General features: G+C 62.2%; 18 protein-coding genes. 8 read left to right on the top strand and 10 right to left on the bottom strand.

Annotated elements, in window-relative coordinates:
- The first annotated feature begins 1 nt into the window (after position 1).
- Together NMG80_RS29775 and NMG80_RS29770 are read left to right on the top strand one after the other, a co-directional pair.
- A complete protein-coding gene (locus NMG80_RS29775) occupies positions 2–1522 on the top strand; it encodes a malonate--CoA ligase (protein ID WP_254021412.1) in 1521 nt (506 codons plus the stop codon).
- A gap of 112 nt (positions 1523–1634) precedes the next feature.
- The gene (locus tag NMG80_RS29770) at positions 1635–2984 is read left to right on the top strand and encodes an SLC13 family permease (protein WP_254021411.1); all 1350 of its coding nucleotides are present in this window, start codon (positions 1635–1637) and stop codon (positions 2982–2984) included.
- Between the two features lie 171 nt (positions 2985–3155).
- Here the strand turns inward: NMG80_RS29770 and hutC are convergent, their stop codons facing one another.
- From hutC to NMG80_RS29725, 9 genes are all read right to left on the bottom strand, one after another.
- Entirely contained in the window at positions 3156–3890 is a 735-nt protein-coding gene (gene hutC / locus NMG80_RS29765) for a histidine utilization transcriptional repressor HutC (protein ID WP_254021410.1), read from the bottom strand.
- Positions 3887–4906: a zinc-dependent alcohol dehydrogenase gene (locus tag NMG80_RS29760; RefSeq protein WP_254021446.1), complete on the bottom strand. Its 1020-nt coding sequence runs from the start codon at positions 4904–4906 to the stop codon at positions 3887–3889. Before NMG80_RS29760 ends, hutC begins: the two co-directional genes overlap by 4 nt.
- 4 nt (positions 4907–4910) lie before the next feature.
- A complete protein-coding gene (gene hisD / locus NMG80_RS29755; RefSeq protein ID WP_254021409.1) occupies positions 4911–6233 on the bottom strand; it encodes a histidinol dehydrogenase in 1323 nt (440 codons plus the stop codon).
- Between the two features lie 35 nt (positions 6234–6268).
- Positions 6269–7069 (bottom strand): ABC transporter permease, encoded by an 801-nt coding sequence (locus NMG80_RS29750; protein WP_254021408.1) that lies wholly within the window; start codon positions 7067–7069, stop codon positions 6269–6271.
- Entirely contained in the window at positions 7066–8010 is a 945-nt protein-coding gene (locus NMG80_RS29745; RefSeq protein ID WP_254021407.1) for an ABC transporter permease, read from the bottom strand. The genes NMG80_RS29750 and NMG80_RS29745 overlap by 4 nt, the downstream gene beginning before the upstream one ends.
- A 65-nt stretch (positions 8011–8075) precedes the next feature.
- A complete protein-coding gene (locus NMG80_RS29740; RefSeq protein WP_254021406.1) occupies positions 8076–9182 on the bottom strand; it encodes an ABC transporter substrate-binding protein in 1107 nt (368 codons plus the stop codon).
- 35 nt (positions 9183–9217) lie between these two features.
- Entirely contained in the window at positions 9218–10363 is a 1146-nt protein-coding gene (locus NMG80_RS29735) for an ABC transporter ATP-binding protein (RefSeq protein ID WP_254021405.1), read from the bottom strand.
- Between the two features lie 115 nt (positions 10364–10478).
- Positions 10479–11252 carry an SDR family NAD(P)-dependent oxidoreductase gene (locus NMG80_RS29730; RefSeq protein WP_254021445.1) on the bottom strand — a complete coding sequence of 258 codons (774 nt, stop codon included), beginning with the start codon at positions 11250–11252 and terminating at the stop codon, positions 10479–10481.
- 596 nt (positions 11253–11848) lie between these two features.
- Positions 11849–12094: a hypothetical protein gene (locus NMG80_RS29725; RefSeq protein WP_254021404.1), complete on the bottom strand. Its 246-nt coding sequence runs from the start codon at positions 12092–12094 to the stop codon at positions 11849–11851.
- A gap of 522 nt (positions 12095–12616) precedes the next feature.
- Between NMG80_RS29725 and NMG80_RS29720 the strand changes: the two genes are divergently transcribed.
- Both NMG80_RS29720 and NMG80_RS29715 read left to right on the top strand, forming a co-directional pair.
- The gene (locus NMG80_RS29720) at positions 12617–13243 is read left to right on the top strand and encodes a transglutaminase-like cysteine peptidase (protein WP_436798718.1); all 627 of its coding nucleotides are present in this window, start codon (positions 12617–12619) and stop codon (positions 13241–13243) included.
- A 297-nt stretch (positions 13244–13540) separates the two neighbouring features.
- A complete protein-coding gene (locus NMG80_RS29715; protein WP_254021402.1) occupies positions 13541–14278 on the top strand; it encodes a TylF/MycF/NovP-related O-methyltransferase in 738 nt (245 codons plus the stop codon).
- Between the two features lie 3 nt (positions 14279–14281).
- Here the strand turns inward: NMG80_RS29715 and NMG80_RS29710 are convergent, their stop codons facing one another.
- A complete protein-coding gene (locus NMG80_RS29710; RefSeq protein WP_254021401.1) occupies positions 14282–15334 on the bottom strand; it encodes a GSCFA domain-containing protein in 1053 nt (350 codons plus the stop codon).
- Between the two features lie 182 nt (positions 15335–15516).
- Here NMG80_RS29710 and NMG80_RS29705 point away from each other — a divergent pair, with 182 nt between their 5' ends.
- From NMG80_RS29705 to NMG80_RS29690, 4 genes are all read left to right on the top strand, one after another.
- Positions 15517–17322 carry an ABC transporter ATP-binding protein gene (locus NMG80_RS29705; protein WP_254021400.1) on the top strand — a complete coding sequence of 602 codons (1806 nt, stop codon included), beginning with the start codon at positions 15517–15519 and terminating at the stop codon, positions 17320–17322.
- A gap of 6 nt (positions 17323–17328) precedes the next feature.
- The gene (locus NMG80_RS29700; RefSeq protein ID WP_254021399.1) at positions 17329–18507 is read left to right on the top strand and encodes a hypothetical protein; all 1179 of its coding nucleotides are present in this window, start codon (positions 17329–17331) and stop codon (positions 18505–18507) included.
- 169 nt (positions 18508–18676) lie between these two features.
- Positions 18677–19699 (top strand): glycosyltransferase family protein, encoded by a 1023-nt coding sequence (locus tag NMG80_RS29695; RefSeq protein WP_254021398.1) that lies wholly within the window; start codon positions 18677–18679, stop codon positions 19697–19699.
- Positions 19689–20867 (top strand): glycosyltransferase family 9 protein, encoded by a 1179-nt coding sequence (locus NMG80_RS29690; RefSeq protein WP_254021397.1) that lies wholly within the window; start codon positions 19689–19691, stop codon positions 20865–20867. Before NMG80_RS29695 ends, NMG80_RS29690 begins: the two co-directional genes overlap by 11 nt.
- Positions 20868–20953 lie beyond the last annotated feature (86 nt).

The following is a 20953-nucleotide window of genomic DNA, read 5'->3' as shown; positions in this document are numbered from 1 at the left end:
AATGAGCAATCACCTGTTCGACGCCATGCGAGCATCCGCCAAGTCAGGCGAGTCGATTTTCATCGAGACTATTGATGGTCGCCGTTGGACCTATGCAGATGCGCTGCGGCTCTCCGGACAGATCGCCAGCGCAATTGATGTGCTCGGCGTTCGCCCAGGCGACCGCGTCGCGGTCCAGGTGGACAAGAGCCCGCTGGCTCTGATGCTCTATCTCGCATGCGTGCGCTGCGGGGCGATCTATCTGCCGCTGAATACCGCCTATACGCTGGCCGAACTCGACTATTTTATCGGTGACGCGGAACCGCGGCTCGTCATCGTCTCCTCGAAGTCGCGAGCTGATGTCGAAAGGATCGCGCACGGCTACGGCGCGATTGTCGAAACGCTCGATGCGGACGGCGCCGGGTCGCTCATGGAGTTGGCCCGGGACGAGTCTGCCGATTTTCTCGACGCGGCGCGCGCGCCTGACGATCTCGCCGCGATCCTGTACACATCTGGGACCACCGGCCGTTCCAAGGGCGCAATGCTGACGCACGACAACCTTTTGTCCAATGCAATAGCACTGCGTGCATGCTGGCAGGTGACGGCAGCCGACCGGCTGATCCACGCGCTGCCGATTTTTCATACGCATGGGCTCTTCGTGGCGACCAATGTCACGCTCATCGCCGGCGCCTCGATGTTTCTGCTGCCAAAGTTCGAGCCGGAGGAAATCCTTTCTCTGATGCCGCGGGCGACGCTGATGATGGGCGTGCCGACCTTCTATGTCCGGTTGCTTCAGCATGAGGGCCTGAACCGGGAGACGGTCGCCAACATTCGGCTGTTCATCTCCGGCTCGGCGCCGCTGCTGGCTGAAACGCACGCCGCATTCAAGCAGCGCACCGGTCACGCCATTCTCGAACGCTATGGCATGACCGAAACCAACATGAACACCTCAAACCCCTATGACGGCGAGCGAAGGGCAGGGACAGTAGGTTTCCCACTCCCGGGCGTGTCGGTGAGGGTCACCCATCCGGCCACGGGCGAGACGCTCGGACCAGGCGAAACCGGCATGATCGAGATCAAGGGCCCGAACGTTTTCAAGGGTTATTGGCGGATGCCTGAAAAGACGGCGGCGGAGTTCACCAAGGACGGCTATTTCATCAGCGGCGACCTCGGCAAGATCGATGAGGCGGGCTATGTCCACATCGTCGGACGCGACAAGGACCTGGTGATCTCCGGCGGCTATAATATTTATCCGAAGGAGGTCGAGAGTGAGATCGACCGGCTCGACGACGTCGCCGAGAGTGCGGTCATCGGCATTGCACATCCGGATTTCGGGGAGGGGGTGACGGCCATCGTGGTGCTCAAGCCTGGTGCCACAATGGACGAGAAGGCCGTGCTCAACGCGCTGCGCGACCGCCTCGCGCGCTACAAGCAGCCGAAACGGGTGATCTTCGCCGAGGACCTTCCGCGCAACACCATGGGAAAGGTGCAGAAGAACCTTCTGCGCGACCGGTTCAGCAACCTTTACATGCCCGCCTCCTAGGAGGCGCTGACTACCCTGCGTTGGGGCTTGGGAGCGAGACCAACGCAGGCTCATCTACTAACCGATGGAAATGAGAACGGGCGCCTGAAGGCGTTTCCCGAGGGAGGAAGCTATGAACATCCAGATTCTGTCAATCGCGCTGCTGGTCGGCATGTTCGTGATTGCCACCATCCAGCCGATCAATATGGGCGCGCTCGCCTTCGCATGCGCCTTTGTGGTCGGCTCGCTCATCATGGCTATGAAGCCGGCGGAGATATTTGCTGGCTTTCCGAGCGACCTGTTCCTGACACTGGTCGGCATCACCTACCTGTTCGCCATCGCCCAGATCAACGGTACTATCGATTGGCTGGTCGAAGGCGCGGTCAAACTGGTGCGCGGACATGTGGCGTGGATTCCCTGGGTCATGTTCCTGGTCGCCGCCGTCATCACCGGCTTCGGTGCGCTCGGACCTGCGGCGGTCGCCATCCTGGCCCCGGTGGCGCTGGGTTTTGCGTTCCAGTACCGCATCAATCCGGTCATGATGGGATTGATGGTTATTCACGGTGCACAGGCGGGCGGCTTTTCGCCGATCAGCGTCTATGGCGGCATCACCAACCAGATCGTCGAAAAGGCGGGGTTGCCGTTCGCGCCGACATCACTGTTTCTCTCCAGCTTCTTCTTCAACCTGGCCATCGCCGTCCTCGTATTCTTCGTCTTCGGCGGCTCGAAGGTGCTGCGTAAGTATTCGATCGCCTCGGGACCGCTGCCTGACCTCCACCCCGAGGGCGTGACGCAGTCAATCGTCGGCCACGGCGGCACGCTGGCTACTCCGATCAGCCATCACGTCTTTGAGGAGCAGGCCAAAAATGTATCGGCGCTTTCCGGCCTGACTACGGAAAGGCTGACGACCTTGATCGGCCTAACCGCGCTCGCAATCGGCGCGCTTGTCTTCAAGTTCAATGTCGGCCTGGTTGCGATCACTGTCGCGGTCGCGCTGGCGCTGCTCTCGCCGAAGACCCAAAAGGCGGCGATCGACAAGGTCAGCTGGTCGACGGTGCTCCTGATCGCCGGCATCATCACCTATGTCGGCCTCATGGAGAAGATCGGCACGATCGACTACGTCGCCCAAGGCATTTCGAGCCTGGGCATGCCGCTGCTGGTCGCACTCCTCCTCTGCTTCACCGGCGCCATCGTATCGGCATTCGCCTCGTCCACGGCATTGCTGGGAGCCATCATTCCGCTGGCCGTGCCCTTCCTTCTACAGGGACAGATCAGTGCCATAGGCGTGGTCGCCGCGATCGCGATCTCCACCACCATCGTCGACACCAGTCCGTTTTCGACCAACGGCGCGCTGGTCGTCGCCAATGCCCAGGAAGCAGAGCGCGAAGGCGTGCTGAAGACCTTGCTGATCTACAGCGCGCTCATCGCCATCATCGGCCCCGTCATCGCCTGGCTGGTTTTCGTGGTCCCCGGGTTGGTTTGAACGGTCGGCCAATCAGTCTGGCCGCTCCGGTGCAACTTGACCGGCGGCCAGGCTTGACCCGAACCTGATCTGGTCGGCGTCAACAAGAAAACGGCGGCGCAGGTAGACCTGATTGCCTATCAAGGCAGCCGGTTGGGCCGATCGCGCCGCCCGCCCTGCTTGGCTCGCTGCTCATGCGGCGGGTGAGGGCGCGTAGCGGCTGCCCAGCGAATAGCGGCTGCCGACATAGGTAAGCTTGTTGACGGTGGCGACGGCCGCGCCCGACCACGTCCGCCGATGCAAGAGCAGGCAGGGGTCGCCTGGTCGGATCATCAAATGGCGGGCCGCCATCTCTTCTGCGGCGACGGCCGAGATCACATGCTCCACTTCCGTCAGCGGCGTCGCCCGCTGCAAATAGTCGTAGGTGGTGGTCGCCACGAAATCTTGCCGATGGTAGTCCGGTGCGAGCGCCGGATTGACAAAGCGTTCCTCAAGCTGGACGGGCACATCGTCCTCGAAATGCACGATGATTGAATGGGCGACCGGTCTGCGGCGCGTGAACTCGAAGGCGACGACGAGGTCCAGCGCCGGATTGCGGATCTTCTCGAGGACGACGACCTCGGCCCTGTGGCGTGCGCCGCGCGCGGCGATCTCGCCGGCGATGTTCCTGATTTCGATGAGGGCCGATTGCGGTTTTGGCGGCGCCACAAAGGTGCCTACGCCCTGGATGCGCAGGAGGTGGCCTTCCGAGGTCAGTTCCCTCAGCGCCCGGTGCACCGTCATCCTCGAGACGCCGAGCGTGCTGACCAACTCGTTTTCGGAAGGCAGCCTGCGGTCCTTTGGCCAGTTGCCGCTGCCGATATTGCCAAGCACGTAGTCCTTGACCTTTTCGTAGAGCGGCCCGGCGGTTTCGGTAAGCCTGATCATCCTCTCTCCATTCGGACGATGGTCTTCAACCCGCCGCTCGCGCCGGCGATCAGGCGCTGGTAGGCGGCGGGAATCTCACCGATCGCGATCTCGTCGGACACGAAGCGCGACAGCGCGGGCGCGAGATCGCCAAGCATCGCGACGGCCGGCGCAAGCTCGTCGGCGAAGGCGTGGCAGCCGACAAGCGCGATTTCGCGCTCGACCAGCAAGTTGGGGTCGAGGTCGAGGCGGCCATGCGAAATGCCGACCAGCGCCAGCGTGCCGCCGCCGGCCAAAACATCGAGCAGCCGCGCCATCACCGCCACGCTGCCCGTTGCGTCGATGGCATGGCGCAGATTGGGGGCATGGCGCAGATTGGGATCACAGGGCAGGGCGTCGAGGTCGACGACGGTCGCGCCGCTCACCTTGGCCACAAGCTCCGCGCGCGCCGCATTGCGGTCGGCGACGAGGACCTGTCTCTCGCCCGGCCGCAACAGGAGGAGTGCCGCCAATCCGCCGATCGGGCCGCAACCAGCAATAAGCACCGGCGCTGCGGCCGGCGCCGCCAGCCGCCGCGCTGCGTGTAGGGCGACCGCCAGCGGCTCCGCCATGGCGGCGATCGCGGAATCGAGCGTGGGGTCGTGGCGCACAAGCAGCCGCGCCGGCAGCTGCGTCTCTTCCGCGAAGCCGCCGTCGCAGACCTCGCCTACAAAGCCCAGTCTGGCACACACATTGTGCAGGCCGGCCCGGCAGGCAGGACACTCGCCGCACCAGAAGCGCGAATCGGCCACGACCCGGTCTCCGAGCGCAAACTGGGACACGCCGGCCCCCACGGCGATCACCTCGCCGGCGAACTCATGCCCGGCGACGCTCGGCGCGCGGCTGATCCACTGACCGGTGCGGAAGTTGTGGAGGTCGGAGCCGCAAATGCCGGCGGCCGTCACCCTGAGCCGTACCCAGCCAGGCGCTGGTTCGCCGGGAGACGGCACATCCTCGACCCGCAAATCGCCCGCTGCATAGAGTCTGGCCGCCTTCATCATCTTACCGCGCCAGATATCGGTCGCGCACGTCGGAAACGGCGTGTTCATGCGAGGAGAAGCCTTCATAGCGGGCAAGTGTGCGGGCATGACGCGCGAATTCCGGATAGGCCGCGGCCGTCACGTAGCCGATGGAAGAACGCTTGACGAAATCCGTGACCGAGAGCGGTCCACAGGTACGCGCCCAGCGGCTGGTCGGCAGCACGGCGTTGGGGCCCAGCCCGAAATTGCCGATCGAGACCGGCGTATGCGGCCCCATCAGGATCTCGGCAGCTTCGGTGATGTGGCCAAGGTGGGCGAAGGGGTCGGTGGAGAGAATCTCCAGATGCTCCGGTGCGTAGTCGTTGATGAAGCGGTAGCTCTCCTCGATCGAGGCCGTCAGCACGATGCCGCCACAGGCGCCGGTCAGCACCGCGGTGGAGAACGCGACCCGTTGCTCGGTCATGCGCGCCCAGTGCTCCGGCAGCGCCGCCAGTGCCTCCTCCGCCACGCGGCGGCTGTGGGTCACCAGATAGGCCGATGAGTCCGGCCCGTGCTCCGCCTCGATCAGGAGGTCGAGCGCGGCCAGCCCGCCATGCACGCTATCGTCGGCGAGGATGATCGCTTCGGACGGACCGGCGGGAAGGCCGGGATCGATGACGCCGGCAAGCAGCCGCTTGGCGGCAACCACCCAGGGGCTGCCTGGACCGACGATCTTGAGCGCGGCCTTGATCGTCTCTGTGCCGTAGGCGACCGCGGCGACCGCCTGCGCGCCGCCGCATTTGTAGACCGTTTCGACGCCGGCGAGGCGCGCCGCAACCAGCGTCGCTGCGTCCACCGAACCATCGGGCGCCGGCGGCGTGACGATGGCAAGCTCCGGGACGCCCGCCACGACTGCGGGCACTGCGGTCATCATTGTCACCGAAGGGAATGCCCCTTTGCCGCGCGGGACATAGAGCGCCACCGAGCGGATCGGCGTAAAGCGGTCGCCGGCAAAGGCGCCGGGCCGCATTTCCTTAAGCCACATCGCTTCCGGTTTCTGCTCTTCGTGGAAATGCCGGATGTTGTCGATGCCGAAGCGAATGGCGGCGATCACGTCCTCGTCGACAATGCCGAAGGCGGCGTCGAACTCTGCGGGGCTGACCTTCAGCCGCGCGGCGTCGAGATCTGCCTTGTCGAAGTCGCGGGCGAAGCGAACGAGCGCGGCGTCGCCTTCTGTTCGGACCGCCTCGATGATCGGTACGGCCTTCTCCATAAAGCCGGAGAGATCGGTCTCTGAGCGCCGCATCAATGCCGCACGACTGGCGGCGTCGAGTTGGCTCAGGTCGTGGAATGATACGTTTGGCATAGGATTTCCTTTGCGGCCCGACGAGCCGGCTTTCCTCATTTCGATTTCAGGAAGATGTCGAGCCCGACCAGCCTGTCGAGCAGGAAAACGGCGACGCCAGAGCAGGCGATGAAGACCACGGAGATCGCGGCGAGATCCGGCGTGATGATCGAGCGGATGGAGTTGTAGATCAGCACCGGCAGCGTCACGATACGGGCATCGACGAGCAGCAGGCTGACCAGGAATTCGTTGAGCGCAAGAATGAACATCAGCAGCGAGCCGGTGATCACCCCCGGCATGACCGCCGGCAAGGTGACGGAGAAGAACACCTGGAGCGGCGGCGCGCCGCAATTGGCGGCGGCCAGTTCAAGGTCCGGGTCAAGCCCGGTGGCACTCGCCGTCACCGCCCAGATCATGAAGGGCAGGTTGATGACGCAGCAGGCGATGCCGACCGGCCAGAGCTGGCCGAGAATGCCGGCGTTGCCGAAGATCAGCATGAGGCCGATGCCCGATCCGATCAGCGGGATGGTGAAGGGCAGCAGCAGATAGATCTGGATCGTCTTCTCAAAACGCACCGCATATTTCGCCAGCGCGATACCGGCCAGCGTGCCCACTGGAATGGCAACGATCGTACAGACCGTCGCGACCTGGAGCGTGCGTAGGAAAGCATTGCGCAGGTCGGAGGCCTGCGAAATACGCGCGTACCACCGCAGCGACAGCCCATCCGGCGGAAATGTGATGATGTTGCCGCCGGTAAAGGAAGCGCCGAGCACCACGATCGTCGGCGCCGAAAGGGTCACCAGGGCGATCGTCACCAGGGTCCACAGGACAATCGATTTGCTGCGCGAGCCGCTCACACCCGGGACCTCCCCATGGCGAGCGTTCCCGCTCCAAACAGCGCGAACACCAAGCCGACAAGGATTGACCCGAGCGCGACCAGCATAAGCGCCAGCATCGCGCCGAGACCCTGGTCGGAGGTGCGGAAGAACTGATCGTAGATGGCGTTGGCGATGAAATCCTGCGAGCCGCCGCCAAGGATCGCGGGGACTGCGAAATCGGTGAGCGAAAGCGTCAGCACCACCACGCCGGCGCCGATGAAGCCTGGACGAGCGAGTGGCAACACGACGTGGATGAACGTGCGAACCCAGTTCGCGCCGAGCGATCCAGCGGCTGCCTCCAGCTCTTCGGGAATGGCGGTGAGTGCCGGCGCGAGCATCAGTACGGCAAAGGGCAGCATGTACTGGACGAGGCCGAACAGCACGGCGGGATAGTTATAGATGAGCCGCATCGGGGCGACCCCGACAAGGCCGAGCGCCTCGTTCACCATGCCCTGGTTGCCGAGGATGATCAGCCACCCATAGGCACGCACCACCTGGCCGATGAAGAAGGGCAGGAACAGCGCGATCAGCAGGAATTTGCGCAATCCTGGCGAACGCGTGCGCACCATCAGATAGGCGTAGGGAAAGGCGAAGACGAGCGTCACCGCGGTGACGATCAGGGCGGCAACGAGGCTGCGCTGCGCGACAACCAGGAACAGCGGCTCGGTCAGCGCGCGGCGGAAATTGGCGATGGAATAGTCGTCGGAGAACTGGAAGGTGGTGGTGTCGAGCGTGCGCAGGCTGGCATCCGCGATCTGGATGAGACCAAGCACGAGCAGCCCGACAAGCAGCACCGCCGGAAGCAGCATCAGGTAGGGCGTAGCGCGCCCGAACCGCGCCGGCCAGATAGCGGCGGCAACGCCTTCCAGCGCATCCATGATGCGCCATTTGAGGGGATAGGCTGTCCTGGCTGCCCGCATGAAAAAATCCGTAACCGACATCGTGAAGGAGCCGGTGCCGCCAGCGCAGCACCGGCCGACCGGCGTCAGCCCTGCATGATCGCCTTGAACTTGGAAAACCACTCGCTCTCATTCTCGACCTGGATCTTCGACGAGATGCGGATAAGGCGCTGGAAATCCGCTTCGGTGGTCGGATAGGACGGATCGCCCACCAAATCCTTCGGCGGCGTGAGGCCCGGCACCACGCCCGGCAAGCCAAGCCCATCCAGCCAGACCTGCTGGGCTTCCTTGGTCAGGGCGTGATTGATGTACTGCTTGGCCCAGTAGAGTTCGTTTTCCGGCAGGCCCTTGGGGATCCACAAACCGTCGGTGTCGAATTTTGCACCCTCTTCCGGCACCACCCAATCGATTTTGACGCCGTTCTTGCGGGCCTCGCGGGCGTTGGTCGAGATGGTGCAGGCGGCGTCGATCTCGCCGTTCTGGAACCAGGTGGTGAAGTCGGGATCTTCGCCGAGCAGCGGCTGCTGCGCCTTCATCTTGGTGATGAAATCCCAAGCCGGCTGCATGTTGCCCGGTATGTCCTCCAGCTTGCCGCCACCGGCGACCTGGGCGGGGAAATGGAAGCCGATGCCGTCATTGTAGAAGGCAAGCCGACCCTTGAACTTCGGGTCGAGCAGATCTTTCCAGGACTTGGGCGGTCCATCCGGGAATGCCGCAGGCCGATAGGCAAGTACATAGACATAACCGTAGGTATTGACGATCGGGAAGCCTTCCAGGCCGGCCGGCTTGGCAAGGTCCGTCACATTGGCGAGGTTCGGCAGGTCGGAGAGGTCTTCCGTCACACCGCGCAGTGCCGATTTCGTGGCATTGGTGGTGGTGTCCCAGTTGATATGGATCGGCGGGACCCGTTTCTGCGCCACGGCCGCCCAGACCTTGGGCTGAATCTCGTTGTCTTCGGTCAGGTCGTGACGGACAGCAATCCCCGTCATCTTGGTGAAGCTGTCGGACACGCCGGCCTTCAGGCTGTCCACCCAGCTGCCGCCCCAGGCGCGCACGATGATCTCCGCCGGCTTTTCCGGCTCCTGCGCATAGGCGTCGCGCAGGCCGAGCGCCGAGGCGCCGCCGAGCGCAGCTGTGGCCTGAAGGAAGGTTCTGCGGGAAAGATGGGATAATGTCGGCTTGAAGCGCTTCATCTGCATTCTCCTCTGGGTTTGACCGGTTTCCGGTTTTATCGAAAAACTAGCATATCCCTGGCGTTCCACCCCAGGAACACGCTTTGTCCTATGTCGAACTGCGTGTGCGCGGCGGGATCATGGTCGAAAACGCGAATGACCTCGTCGCCAATCGCGGCGCAGGCGACCTCGTAGACCATGCGCTCGCCTTCGAAGATCGTGTCGGTGACGGTCCCGGTCAGCACGCAATCGAGCGTCGACAGCTGCGCAGCATCGCCGGCGAGACGGATCTGCTCGGCGCGGATTGCTCCCGATGCCTTGTCGCCCTCGGCCGGCGGATTGACCGGATCGCCGACCTTTCCGGCAAGCATCAGATCACCCCGAACGATGGAGACGTCGCCCGCTTCCGATACGTCCCGTACCGTGCCGGCAATGAAGTTGGTGACGCCAATGAAATTGGCGACGAAGGCGTTGCGGGGCTGGCGGTAGGTGTGGATCGGCCGTGCCTTCTGCTGGATCTCGCCCTGATCCATGACGACGATATCGTCGGAAACCACCAGCGCCTCGCGCTGGTCGTGGGTGACATTGATCGTGGTGACGCCGAGCTCACGCTGGATGCGGCGGAATTCGAGCTGCATTTCCTCGCGCAGCTTGCGGTCGAGCGCAGCCAGCGGCTCGTCGAGAAGCAGCAGGTCGGGCTCAAACACCAGCGCCCGCGCGATCGCGACGCGCTGCTGCTGCCCGCCGGACAGTTCGTGAATGCGCCTGCCGCCATAGCCCCCCAGCCGCACCAGTGCGAGATATCGCTCGACTCGGTCGGGAATGGTGCGTGCGTCGCGCCGACGCATCTTCAGCGGGAAGGCGACATTCTCGGCCGCCGTCATATGAGGAAACAAGGCAAGCCTCTGAAAGACCATGCCGATCGACCGCTTGTGCGGTGGCACCGCACTCACCGCTTCACCGTTGATGAAGATCTCGCCGCTGCTCGGGGTCTGGAACCCGGCGATCATGCGCAGGAGGGTTGTCTTGCCGGATCCAGACGGCCCGAGAATGGTGAGAAACCGGCCCTTCGGCAGGTCGAAGGACGCATTCTTGACGGCTTGAACCCCATCGAAGTCCATCCCGACGTTGCGGACCGTGACGGCGATTTCCCCGTCGCCTTCCGCTACGTGCGAAGCTGCGGCCCGGAAAGGCTCCTGCATTGTGGTTCCCCTTTTGTCGCCGGTCGCATGCAAGAACGTCCAGCGTGTCAGGTGGTATATACAACCATATACAAGCTCGGTCTACTCAGTCCTCGTTGCGCCGCATCTCAGTCGCTCAGATGGATGCGAGATAGCCGCCGTCGACCGGGAGGCAATGCCCGGTGACATAGGCGGATGCCCCGCTCGCCAAAAACACAACAGCTCCGGCCAGATCCTGCATCGTGCCGAAGCGCCGCTGCGGGATCTTGGCCAGCATCGCCGTCTGCCAATCGGGATCCTGATAAAAGGCGTCCGTCATCGCCGTATGGAAGTAACCCGGAGCGATGGCGTTGACGCGGATGCCGAGCGATGCCCATTCCGCGGCCAGCGCGCGGGTCATGCCCAGAAGCCCGGACTTGGACGAGCCGTAAGGTACCGCGGTCGGGATGCCGACATAGGAGGTCAGCGAGCAAAGATTGATGATCGCGCCGCCACCCTTGTCGGCAGCCATCCGCCGCGCCGCAGCCTGCGCGCAGAAGAAGGCGCCCTTCAGATTGGTCGACACGATGCTGTCCCATACCGCCTCGTCCACCTCGAGCGAGGGCTGGACTTTTTCGTAGCCGGCGTTGTTGACCAGAATGTCGAGCCGACCAAAGGCATCCGCGACATCGTCGACCACCACGCGGATGCGATCGGTGTCGAGCACGTCCAGAGACCGGCAAAGCGACCTTCGCCCCTGTGCGCTAATTCGGTCCGCCGTCTCACGAAGGGAATTTTCGTCGCGGGCGGTCACCGCCACATCGGCACCGGCCGCCGAAAGCGCCTCCGCCATGGCCTGGCCGATGCCGCGGCTTGCGCCCGTTACCAGCGCCTTTTTTCCCGTCAGGTCGAACAAGGGAGCGGCGTCCATGGCGGTTTCCTGCATTCCCGAAAAAAACCATGCGGTCGGATTGGAAACGAACACCAGTTGCGGCCGGTTGTCTATACATGTTGCGCTATTGCGGGGTGCCACCAAAACGGCGCGGCACCGGTTTGCGGCGATCGGCTGAACGACGGCATCCCGGATCGCCCGCCATCAGAACGCCATCAACTGGCGTCTCTTCTAGAAAGGCGATCAAGCTCTATCAACGGCAAAGGGAGTTGAGCGCGCGCTGGAATTCTATGCAGTCCGGCAAGCCGGTCGTGAGCCGGCGTCGACGTTCTATACGCGCGTCGCTAGCGCTTATGGCGTCGAAATCGACCTTGAAGCAACGATCCGGGGCGCTCGGCAGGTTGATGCGGGACCTGAGCTTTGATCTCCCCTGCTGCCAAGGTCATTTCCGAGACGCTGAAGAAGTCGCCCGAGCCTGCCGTGATCGCATGGTTGTTCGCCATCGCGCCTTGACACGCTCGCCTGAGACGTTGATTTACCCTGACGGCGCGATTTTCCTTGAGCGCCCTTGTCCAACCAACCCCGCTGAATGCGGGGCGATTGGACAATTTTGCATGGGAAGAAAGTTCAGCGTATCAACGGCTGCCCGCCCATGGCGCACGACCCCTAAGAACCTTGCCGGGCTGTGGCTGTCCTTCTTCTTTTGAGTCTGCCACGGATAGAGGCAAGGAAGCCGTGTGACTGGTATCCAAGGTCATTCCGCTGTTGTCGACGCCAGTAGCGAAGCCGCGGGTCGGGTCGCGATCCGGGTTTTGATTGGCAGCGAGCGAGACTCCTGTCGACAAGGCGAGGATGGCGATAGCGGTTACAAGTTTATTCATCGCACTTTTCCTTTCAATTATGAGCAGACCCGCCAACGGCGGCTCGCGCGGAATTGACTCCTGCTTGCGAAATCCCGTCGGCTCTCTGTCTCGTCACCATGACGAGGCTTCCTGCTCACGGATGAAACTACGCTGCGCCTGTCGCAGAGGTTTGCCCGAGAGCTATCGAGGTGTATCCGAATGTATGAGAATCCATGCGAGGTCCCGTAGCTCTTGGACTTCGACAAATTTGGCTACAATTTTTTTCGGCCGCCGGTCCGCGTTTGCGCAGCCAAATACCTGTCGGGTCGTCATCAGGTCCGGCAAGCGGCGCTGCCGAAGAACACCGATGGCGTAAAAGCGGAACATTCCCCTGATGGAATGAACGCACAATTTTGCTGATTGGGCGACCGCGCGGCGCCCACCGTCAGATGGTTCGCGACCGTCGCTTTAAATTGTGTGTCGGCTGTGTTGATGCGCCTATGAAAAGATGGTAACGCGGTATTAAAGATTGTTTCGGGTCGTTACCTTTGGGCGGGGCGAATGGGATTGGTGGTACCGCGGGCATGGCTGTGTGCCGGCCTACTGATAGGCTTGATGATGTCCGCGACGCCGATGCAGAAGGCTTCGGCCGACGTCGTGCCTGGCGCCATGGCCACCGGGCAGCCAACCTCCATCCCTGTCGGCTATATCGAATTCTGCAGACGGCGGGCCGCGGAGTGCGCAATACGATCAGGCAAGAGCGCTCCAGTCCTTATGTCCGCGGCCATGGAAGGCAAGCTCGCCTCCGTCACCAGGCTGGTGAACAGATCGATCAGGCCGGCGAGCGATTTGGACGTTCACGGCATGATGGAATTCTGGTCCTATCCTGACAGCGCGCTCGGCGACTGCGAGGATTATGTCCTGCTTAAGCGCCAGTTGCTCAATCAGCAGGGAATTTCGCTGTCGAACCTTCTGATCACCGTCGTCAGGAAGCCGGACGGCGAGGGGCACGCGGTGCTGACCGTCAAGACCGACAAAGGCGACTACGTACTCGACAACCTTAACGACGATGTGAAGCCTTGGTCGGCAACTGGATATCGATTTATAAAAAGGCAGTCGTCTACGCATACCGGGCGCTGGGTCGCGATAATTGAACACCCCGATGTACTGGTCGGGGCAGTCGACTGAACCTCGCGAATTAGCGGATCGACAATGCTTGGCCGGCGTCATGCCGAAGAGCGCCAGGGATGCCCGGCTCCGTGCCTGTTTCCGCACCGGCCCAGGCACATGACCCGTGATCTTGAGTCGCACTGCATGGGAGTTCCATTCCAGGCATAGGCTTACTACGAGCACCGGGAGGCGCTCCTTACGGCGCTCGATAGCCAGGGTCAATCAGCCGGGAACTCGACATCATTTGCGCGCCTGATGCCGGCGGAGCTTTCTCTTCTGCCGGTTTTATGAACATATCGAATATTGGAGGTAAGGATGAAATTGCGAGACGTGGCGCGTGCTCTTATCTCGAAAAAAAGCAGGGGCGTGGCCTGGTACAAGGTCTCCCAGAAGAAGGCCGACAAATACGGCTTTTATGTTTATTCCAGTCACATGGTCTGGAAGGATCAGCCATTTTTCCGAAAGGCGCTGCAGCGGGTCAAGGACATAAGCGGGATTCCAGATCCCCGTGCTTTCGTCCTGCAAAGCTGTTTGCGATCGATCGAGCGCATCGACGGCGATGTGGCCGAATGCGGCGTAAGACAAGGCCGCTCGACCATATTCATGCTGATGAGCGATCTGCGGCCACGGCACTACCATCTTTTCGATTCGTTCGCAGGCCTCTCAGAACCAACCGCGGAAGACCGCAAGCGAAACGGCCGGACGTCATGGAAGTCCGGCGATCTCAGCACCGACGAGAGCGTCGCCAGGGAGAATACTTCCGGCTTCGGCAACACCACTTTTCATGTCGGATGGATACCGGATACTTTTTCCGACGTGTCCGACCGGCGTTTCGCCCTGGTCCATATTGACGTCGATCTATACGAGCCGACGCGTGACGCGCTCGCCTTCTTCTACGACCGGGTCGCCGCGCATGGCATGATCATATGTGATGACTACGGCTCCGCGCTCTGTCCTGGCGCCCGAAAGGCCTTTGACCAATTCTTCGAAGACCGCCCGGAAGGCATCATCGAACTTCCAACCGGGCAGGCGATTGTCGTAAAGGCGAGCTAGCGGCTACGCCGACGGCGGGGCAAAGTACGCGTTGAAGAACTGTTCAACGATGTCGTTGACGATCGGCGTCTTTACGTGCCGCAGGTCCTCCCTGTAGCTGCGAGCAAGGCCTCCATAGGTGACAAACTCGAACGAGGGAAGGTAATGGACATTGTCCCGTTCCCGGCAGACTTGACCAAGCACAGCCCGAAGAACGGATTTGCCTTCAGTACTCGCGGTGACGACATCCGCGTCCTGAAACGTCCGAGCCAACGCAACCGGTGAGACTGTGAGAATTATCGGTGCATCGGGTTTGTGTTTGCGGACCATGTCCACGATGGCCATCACGTTGGCGTGGTTTTCCTGAAAGCCGCTGACGTGAAGCGTCGTTTCCTGCATCCCGCCGCCGCCACGATAGAGCGGTTTCTGTGCCGCGACCTTGCCGCTGGCCTTGTTGATGAAGACCTCGGTCATTCCGAAGGTGAATATGAATGCCGTCGCTGCATCAAAGCCAAGCCGCATCTCCCGGTTCATGCTCTCGATCACGGCTCTGAGAACTTGCGGAGATTTGGCGAAGATACCGCGGCGGTACGGGTCCTGAAAGCAGCCCGAGCCCCAAGGCACACGTTTCCTAACCTGCCACCAATCGTCATCGGCTTGATCCCACAAGCCGAGCAATTGTTCGATCTGAAGGCGAACAGTGAAAGTGTTGTAGAAGTTCATGTGCTCCTGCCGAGGCAGCTCGTCTACAATAGCTTCTGCCGGGTCGAAGCTGATATTTCTATAGGACGGAACACACGCGATCTGTCTGCGTGTCAATGCACGTCGAATTTCCTGCGCGAAGCAACTCCCCATCGTGAAGAATATATCGTCAGAAGTGAACAATGAGGTTTTGCGGATTGTAATAGCGCCGGAACTGACAAAGTCGTCATACTTCGTGTTTGATTTGTTCGATGCCATCAAATGGATAGCTTTGATGTATCCGAGTTGGTGGCGGTGCCGAAGGTACTTTCGTCGAACTCGCTCTAGTAATGCCACAACCGCTCCATAATCGTCATAGCCGGCCGCCGTCAGCAATGCCCGACACTCGGTCCGCTTCGCCGCTACCCGCAATCAGGAGGATTCAAGATTGACTATAACTTCGAACGAAGTCAGACGTCACATATCAGTTTGGCGCAGATGTGACGGCGTCGAGAGAATTTTCATGGATTGGCGGGAGCGAGGTCGTCAAAAAACGATATATCGCATCGGGAAACGGAATGAGCGCAAAGAAAAAAATTTCAGCGGCCCTGGCGTATCCGCTGGTCAAGCGCCTGATCGTCGAGAACCTGCCACCGCATAAGGCGCTTTATGTGACAGGTTTGCTGTGTTCGATCGCCGCTGCGGCGGCGACCGGCGCAACGGCTTGGATCATGAGTGTCATGGTCAATAGCATATTTGTGGAACGGAACGCTGCCGCCGCATGGGGCATCAGCGCCGTGATCATCGGCATTTTCCTGGTCAAGGGGATCGCCGACTACTGCCAGACCATCACGACGGGGAAGATTCGCCGGGCTATCGTTTCGGACCTTCAAAACCGCCAGTTTTCCCGAATGGTGCGTTTCGACATCAATCGGTTCGCCAACCAGCATCCGGCGAAATTCGTCTCCAAGATCATGTTCAACGCGCGCGCCGCGGCCGCCGTTATTCTCACCCTTACGAGCAGCGCCGTCTCCGATGTGCTGAAGCTGATTGCCCTGGCAAGCGTCATGGTCAAGCAGGATCCGGTGATGTCGCTGATATCCGTGACGGTTCTACCCCTGCTGTTCCTGTCGGTGGGTGCCATCACCAGGAAGCTCAGGGCGCTGGCAAGGGGCGAGACGGAGTTGGCAGCACTGGTCCAGTCGATCGGCACGGAAGCCGTCGAAGGCATCCGCACCATCAAGTCGTTCCAGCTCGAAGACAAGGCGGCCGCCAGTTTCGCCAAGGCCGTCGGCAAGATGGAAAGGCGCGGCATCCAGATCAACCGGACATCGGCGTTGATGAGTCCATTGATGGAGACCGGCGGCGGCTTCATCATCGGCCTTTTCATCATGTATGCCAGTTGGCAGACCCTCGGCAACGGCAAGACGCCGGGCGAATTCATGGCCTTCATAACTGCCTTTATGCTTGCCTATGAGCCAGCCAAGCGGCTGGCCCGGGTCAATGTCGACACCCAGAAGCAAATGGTGGCCGTCGAGCAGATGTATGATCTGATCGACACGCCCGAACAGCGACAACTCGCCACCGCGGGCGAGCACCTCGGTGATGTCGAGGGCGGTATCCGTTTTGAGGATGTGGCCTTCTCCTATGAAGGCAACAGCCCGGCGTTGCACGGTGTTTCCTTCGAGGTGCGACCTCGTGAGAAGCTGGCGATCGTCGGCCGCTCCGGCGCCGGCAAGACAACCATCGTCAATCTGATCCTGCGCCTGATGGAGCCGGACAAGGGCAGGGTTCTCCTCGACGGCAAGGATATTTCGAAGATCAGCCTGTCCGACGTTCGCGACAATATCGCGCTGGTGTCACAGGACGTCTTCCTGTTCGAGGGCTCGATCCGCGACAATATCCGCGACGGGCGCCCGAACGCCACCGATCGGGAGATCGAGGCCGCGGCCGAACTCGCCCGGGTCACCGGCTTTGCCTCTAACCTGGAAAACGGACTCGACACGCTTGTCGGGCCGAGCGGCGCCAATCTGTCGGGCGGCCAGAAACAGCGCGTTGCCATCGCGCGCGCCATGCTCAAGAATGCTCCGGTGATTGTCTACGACGAGGCGACATCGGCGCTCGACGGCGAAAACGAACGGGCGGTCATGGAGGCTGCGTTCGACAATGCGTTCGAGCGCACGGTCATCTGCATCGCGCACCGGCTTTCAACCATCAAGGCGGCCGATCGCATCCTCGTATTCGACGCAGGCTTGCTCGCGGACTCCGGGACTCATGACGAGCTTGCCGGGCGCAGCGAGATCTATCGCTCGATCTTCCATCTGGAAGCGGCCGCTCCGCGCGTCGAGGGCGGCAAAAAGCTGCGTCAGAGCGTATTGCGCTGAAGGCCGATGACCAGTTTTTACCACGGTTCCCGTATCCGCTATGTCATTGGTGGATTGGGCCTGCGGTTGCGCCGATACACAAAGGCGGCGCGGACGCTGTTTGCCGGCTCCAAGCCCCGCTCGGTTCTGGACCAGCAGGCCAGGGCCGACGCGCTGATCGCGCGCAGGGACTGGACAGGCCTTGAAGCAACTACCAATGAAATGGCCATCATTGCCGATCGTGCCGGCGACCCTGAAATGATGCAGAAGGCGGGCCAGGCGCTCGAACGGCTGGGCGACTTCGCGCGGGCGGCCGAGCTTCGGCTTTCGGCTCGCCGGCAACGAAAAGGCAAGGGCGCCAATGAATGGTCCGGCGAAAATCTCGGTTCGGATAGGCTGCTGATCGATCTTGTGGAGGATGACCCTCGAAGTCTTGGCCGCGTCATCCGCCATGCGCGACTGGCCGGCGCCGCCGCTGCCTGCGCGCAAAGCGCGACGATTCGCGTCGAGCCGCGCCTCGTATCGCTTGTGCAGCGAACGTTCCCGAACGCGACCGTGGTCCCAGCGCAGCAGAATGTCGTTGGTGACAAATTTGCGACCTTCGAAAATCTCGCCTGGATTTTCGGCCGCGATGCCGAAAGACTAGCCGCAGATTTCGTGCCGCTGCGGGCAGATCCTGAACTCGTCGAGACATTCCGCAAGCGCTATCGCTCGATGACGGATCAGCCACTGGTCGGCCTCTCCTGGGGCAGCAAATCCCACACCAAGGACGTGCCTGATTTCCCCGACTGGGCCCGGTTCATCGCCCAGACGCCAGCGACATTCGTCTCGCTTCAGTACGGGCAGATCAAGCCGGCGCTGCGGCGCCTGCGCAACGGCAATGACGACCGTCTTATCTTTGACGAAAGCGTCGATCAAATGGTCGATATGGACCGTTTCGCCGCGCAGATCGCCGCGCTCGATGCCGTGGTGACGATCAGCAATACGGCGGCGCATCTGTCCGGAGCACTCGGCCTGCCGACCATTTTCCTGATCGACGACAATTTTCAGACAGCGTGGCCGGTGACTGGCGATCGAACGCCCTGGTATCCAAAGGGCATCGTCATACACAAGGAAGGGCGCGCATGGCCGGTGGTGCTCGACGAAGTCGGCCGGCGGCTCTCGTCGGTTCTGACCGCACCTTCGACGCTGTCCGGCAAAAATTGAGGGCGACGTGCCGAGCAGACGATCCATCCTCAAAAAGGCAAAAGCCGCCGACCTGCGCCCGCAAGCTGTTGACGGCAGCTGGCTGCGGAAGCTTCTCGATCGGGGGAGGACGTTTTTCAGGCGGCCCTCGCGCCATGGCGACCAAAGCGTTGAACGGCATTTGGAGCTTATGGCGCGGAGCGTCGAGCGTTGTGACTGGCAGGCGGCTCGGGATCATGCGCTGGCGCTCGGCCTGCTCGGTGAGAAGCTTGGCGATCGCGGGCTTGTCAAAAAAGCCGGGCGTGGACTGAGACGCCTCGGCGGCGGCAACCGCGCCTGGCAGTTGATCGCGTCGAGCAAGCAAGTGCCCGGCCGGCCCGAATGGGATGGCAATGATCTTGCGGGTCGCAGCCTTGCCGTCGAGCGGCGCGAAGGCGATCTTGCGATCTTCCTCCAGTTCGCGTCGCTGCTTGGCCCGGTGGTCGCGGCCGCCGACCGATGCACCGTCCTGGTCGAGCCGCGACTGGCGCCACTTTATCGCAGAACATATCCCGCGCTCGATGTCAGGCCAGAGGCGGAAGGGGCGGCGGCGGTCGACGCCGATGTCTTCGCCTGCTTCGAGACACTGGCGAGGCACCTCTGGCCGGATGAGCCGACGGCGCGCGCGCCCTTCGTTCCGTTGGAGCCGGACCGCCGGCTTGTCGCCGAGTTGCGCGGCGCCTATCTCGCTCATGGCCCGGGTCCCCTGATCGGCTTTGCCTGGGGAAGTCTGAACAAGAGCAAGGACCTGCCGGCCCTGGACGACTGGCGGGCGCTGCTCGGCAATCTGCCTGGCCGTTTCGTCAGCATGCAATATGGCGATGTCGGGCCAGCGCTCTCCGAATTCGAGCGCTGGGCGCCGGGACGCATCATCCATGACGCGTCGGTGGACCAATTGTCGGATATGGACCGGTTCGCCGCGCAAATCGCCGCCCTCGACGCGGTGGTGACGATCAGCAATACCGGTGCCAATCTGGCGGGAGCGCTCGGCGTGCCGACCGTCGTCCTGCTCGACGATGGGTTTCGGCTGTCGTGGCCTGCCTTCGGCGAGACCGTGGCCACATATCCAAGCGTTCGACTGGTGCGAAAGGGCGGCCGGGCGTGGGCGTCCGCGATGCGGGAAGCAGGTGGCCGGGTGGCGCAAACCATCGGTGGAGCTGGTGATGGAAGCTAGTCAACTGCTTGGCCGGGTTCGCCGCGTTGTCGCGCTCGCCGGCTACAATTACAAGGTCTGGTTCCGTCGTCACCGGCGGCAGCTTTTCCTGCGCTGGCGCGATGGCGACATTGCCGATCAGATGGCAGATTACAGGCGAAGCATCGAGGCGCGCGACTGGTCGGCGGCGCTGCCGAAAGCCCTGGCGCTGGGGTCGATCGCGAAGTCGCGGCGTGAGGTCCACCTGCTCGACGAGCTCAGCAAGGCGCTGATGCGCATGGGCGCCTACGGCCCGGCGGCCGAGCTCAAGATCGCCCGTCGCCACATCGTTGAGGGCCGCGTCGACGGCGAATGGCTGGGCCAGGATATCTCGGGCCAGGTCCTGCTCGTCGATCTGATGGAAACCGAAAAGCAGGGTCTGGCCACCGCGATCCACCATGCGAGTTCCGTCGGCCGCGCGCTCGCCCGCGCCGCTCGTCTGATCGTCCTGGTCGAGCACCGCCTGGTGCCGCTGTTTCAGCGGACATTTCCCGCCGCCGATGTGCGGGCCGTCGGTCCCGGGACCAAGGCCGCCTATGGCGAGGCCCAGCTCTTTGCCGGCGTCCAGCATTTGACTGCCGTGTTCGAGACGAATGAGACCACGATCCGGGAGCATTTTGTTCCTCTGAAGCCGGATCCGGCGCGGGTCGCTGAACTTCGCGCCCGCTATCGGCAGGATGGCCAGCCGTTGGTCGGCATCGCATGGGGCAGCTCCAATCCCGGCAAGGACCTGCCGCCACTGACGGCATGGCGCGGGCTGCTCGGTCGACAGGACCTGCAGTTCGTTTCGCTGCAGTATGGCCGGATCGAGCCCGACCTGAAAATCCTGACCGATGGTGATCCCGCGCGTATCTTGCACGACGTCTTGGTGGATCAACTCGTCGACATGGATCTTTTCGCCGCGCAGGTCGCGGCGATGGACGCCGTCGTAACCATCAGCAACACCGGGGCGCATCTGGCCGGCGCGCTCGGCGTTCCGTCGGTCTTCATCCTTGGTGACGGCTTCAAACGTTCCTGGCCGGTCGAGGGCGATCGCACGCCCTACTATCCTTCCGCCGTGCTGGTCTCGAAACGGGAACGACCCTGGGCTGCGGTGATGGATGAGGCCGAGAAGAACCTGACGCGCCTGCTGAAGGCTGATCGCGCATGATCGCCTGACCGTTCTATCAGTGTTCAAACCCGCTTCAATCAGCAGGGCGGTTGAGGATCGAAATGGTTTCCTATACTGGTCTGGGC

This window comes from Mesorhizobium escarrei (assembly GCF_935825525.1).
GTDB lineage: Bacteria > Pseudomonadota > Alphaproteobacteria > Rhizobiales > Rhizobiaceae > Mesorhizobium > Mesorhizobium escarrei.
This window is presented reverse-complemented; position numbering and strand designations above follow the sequence as displayed.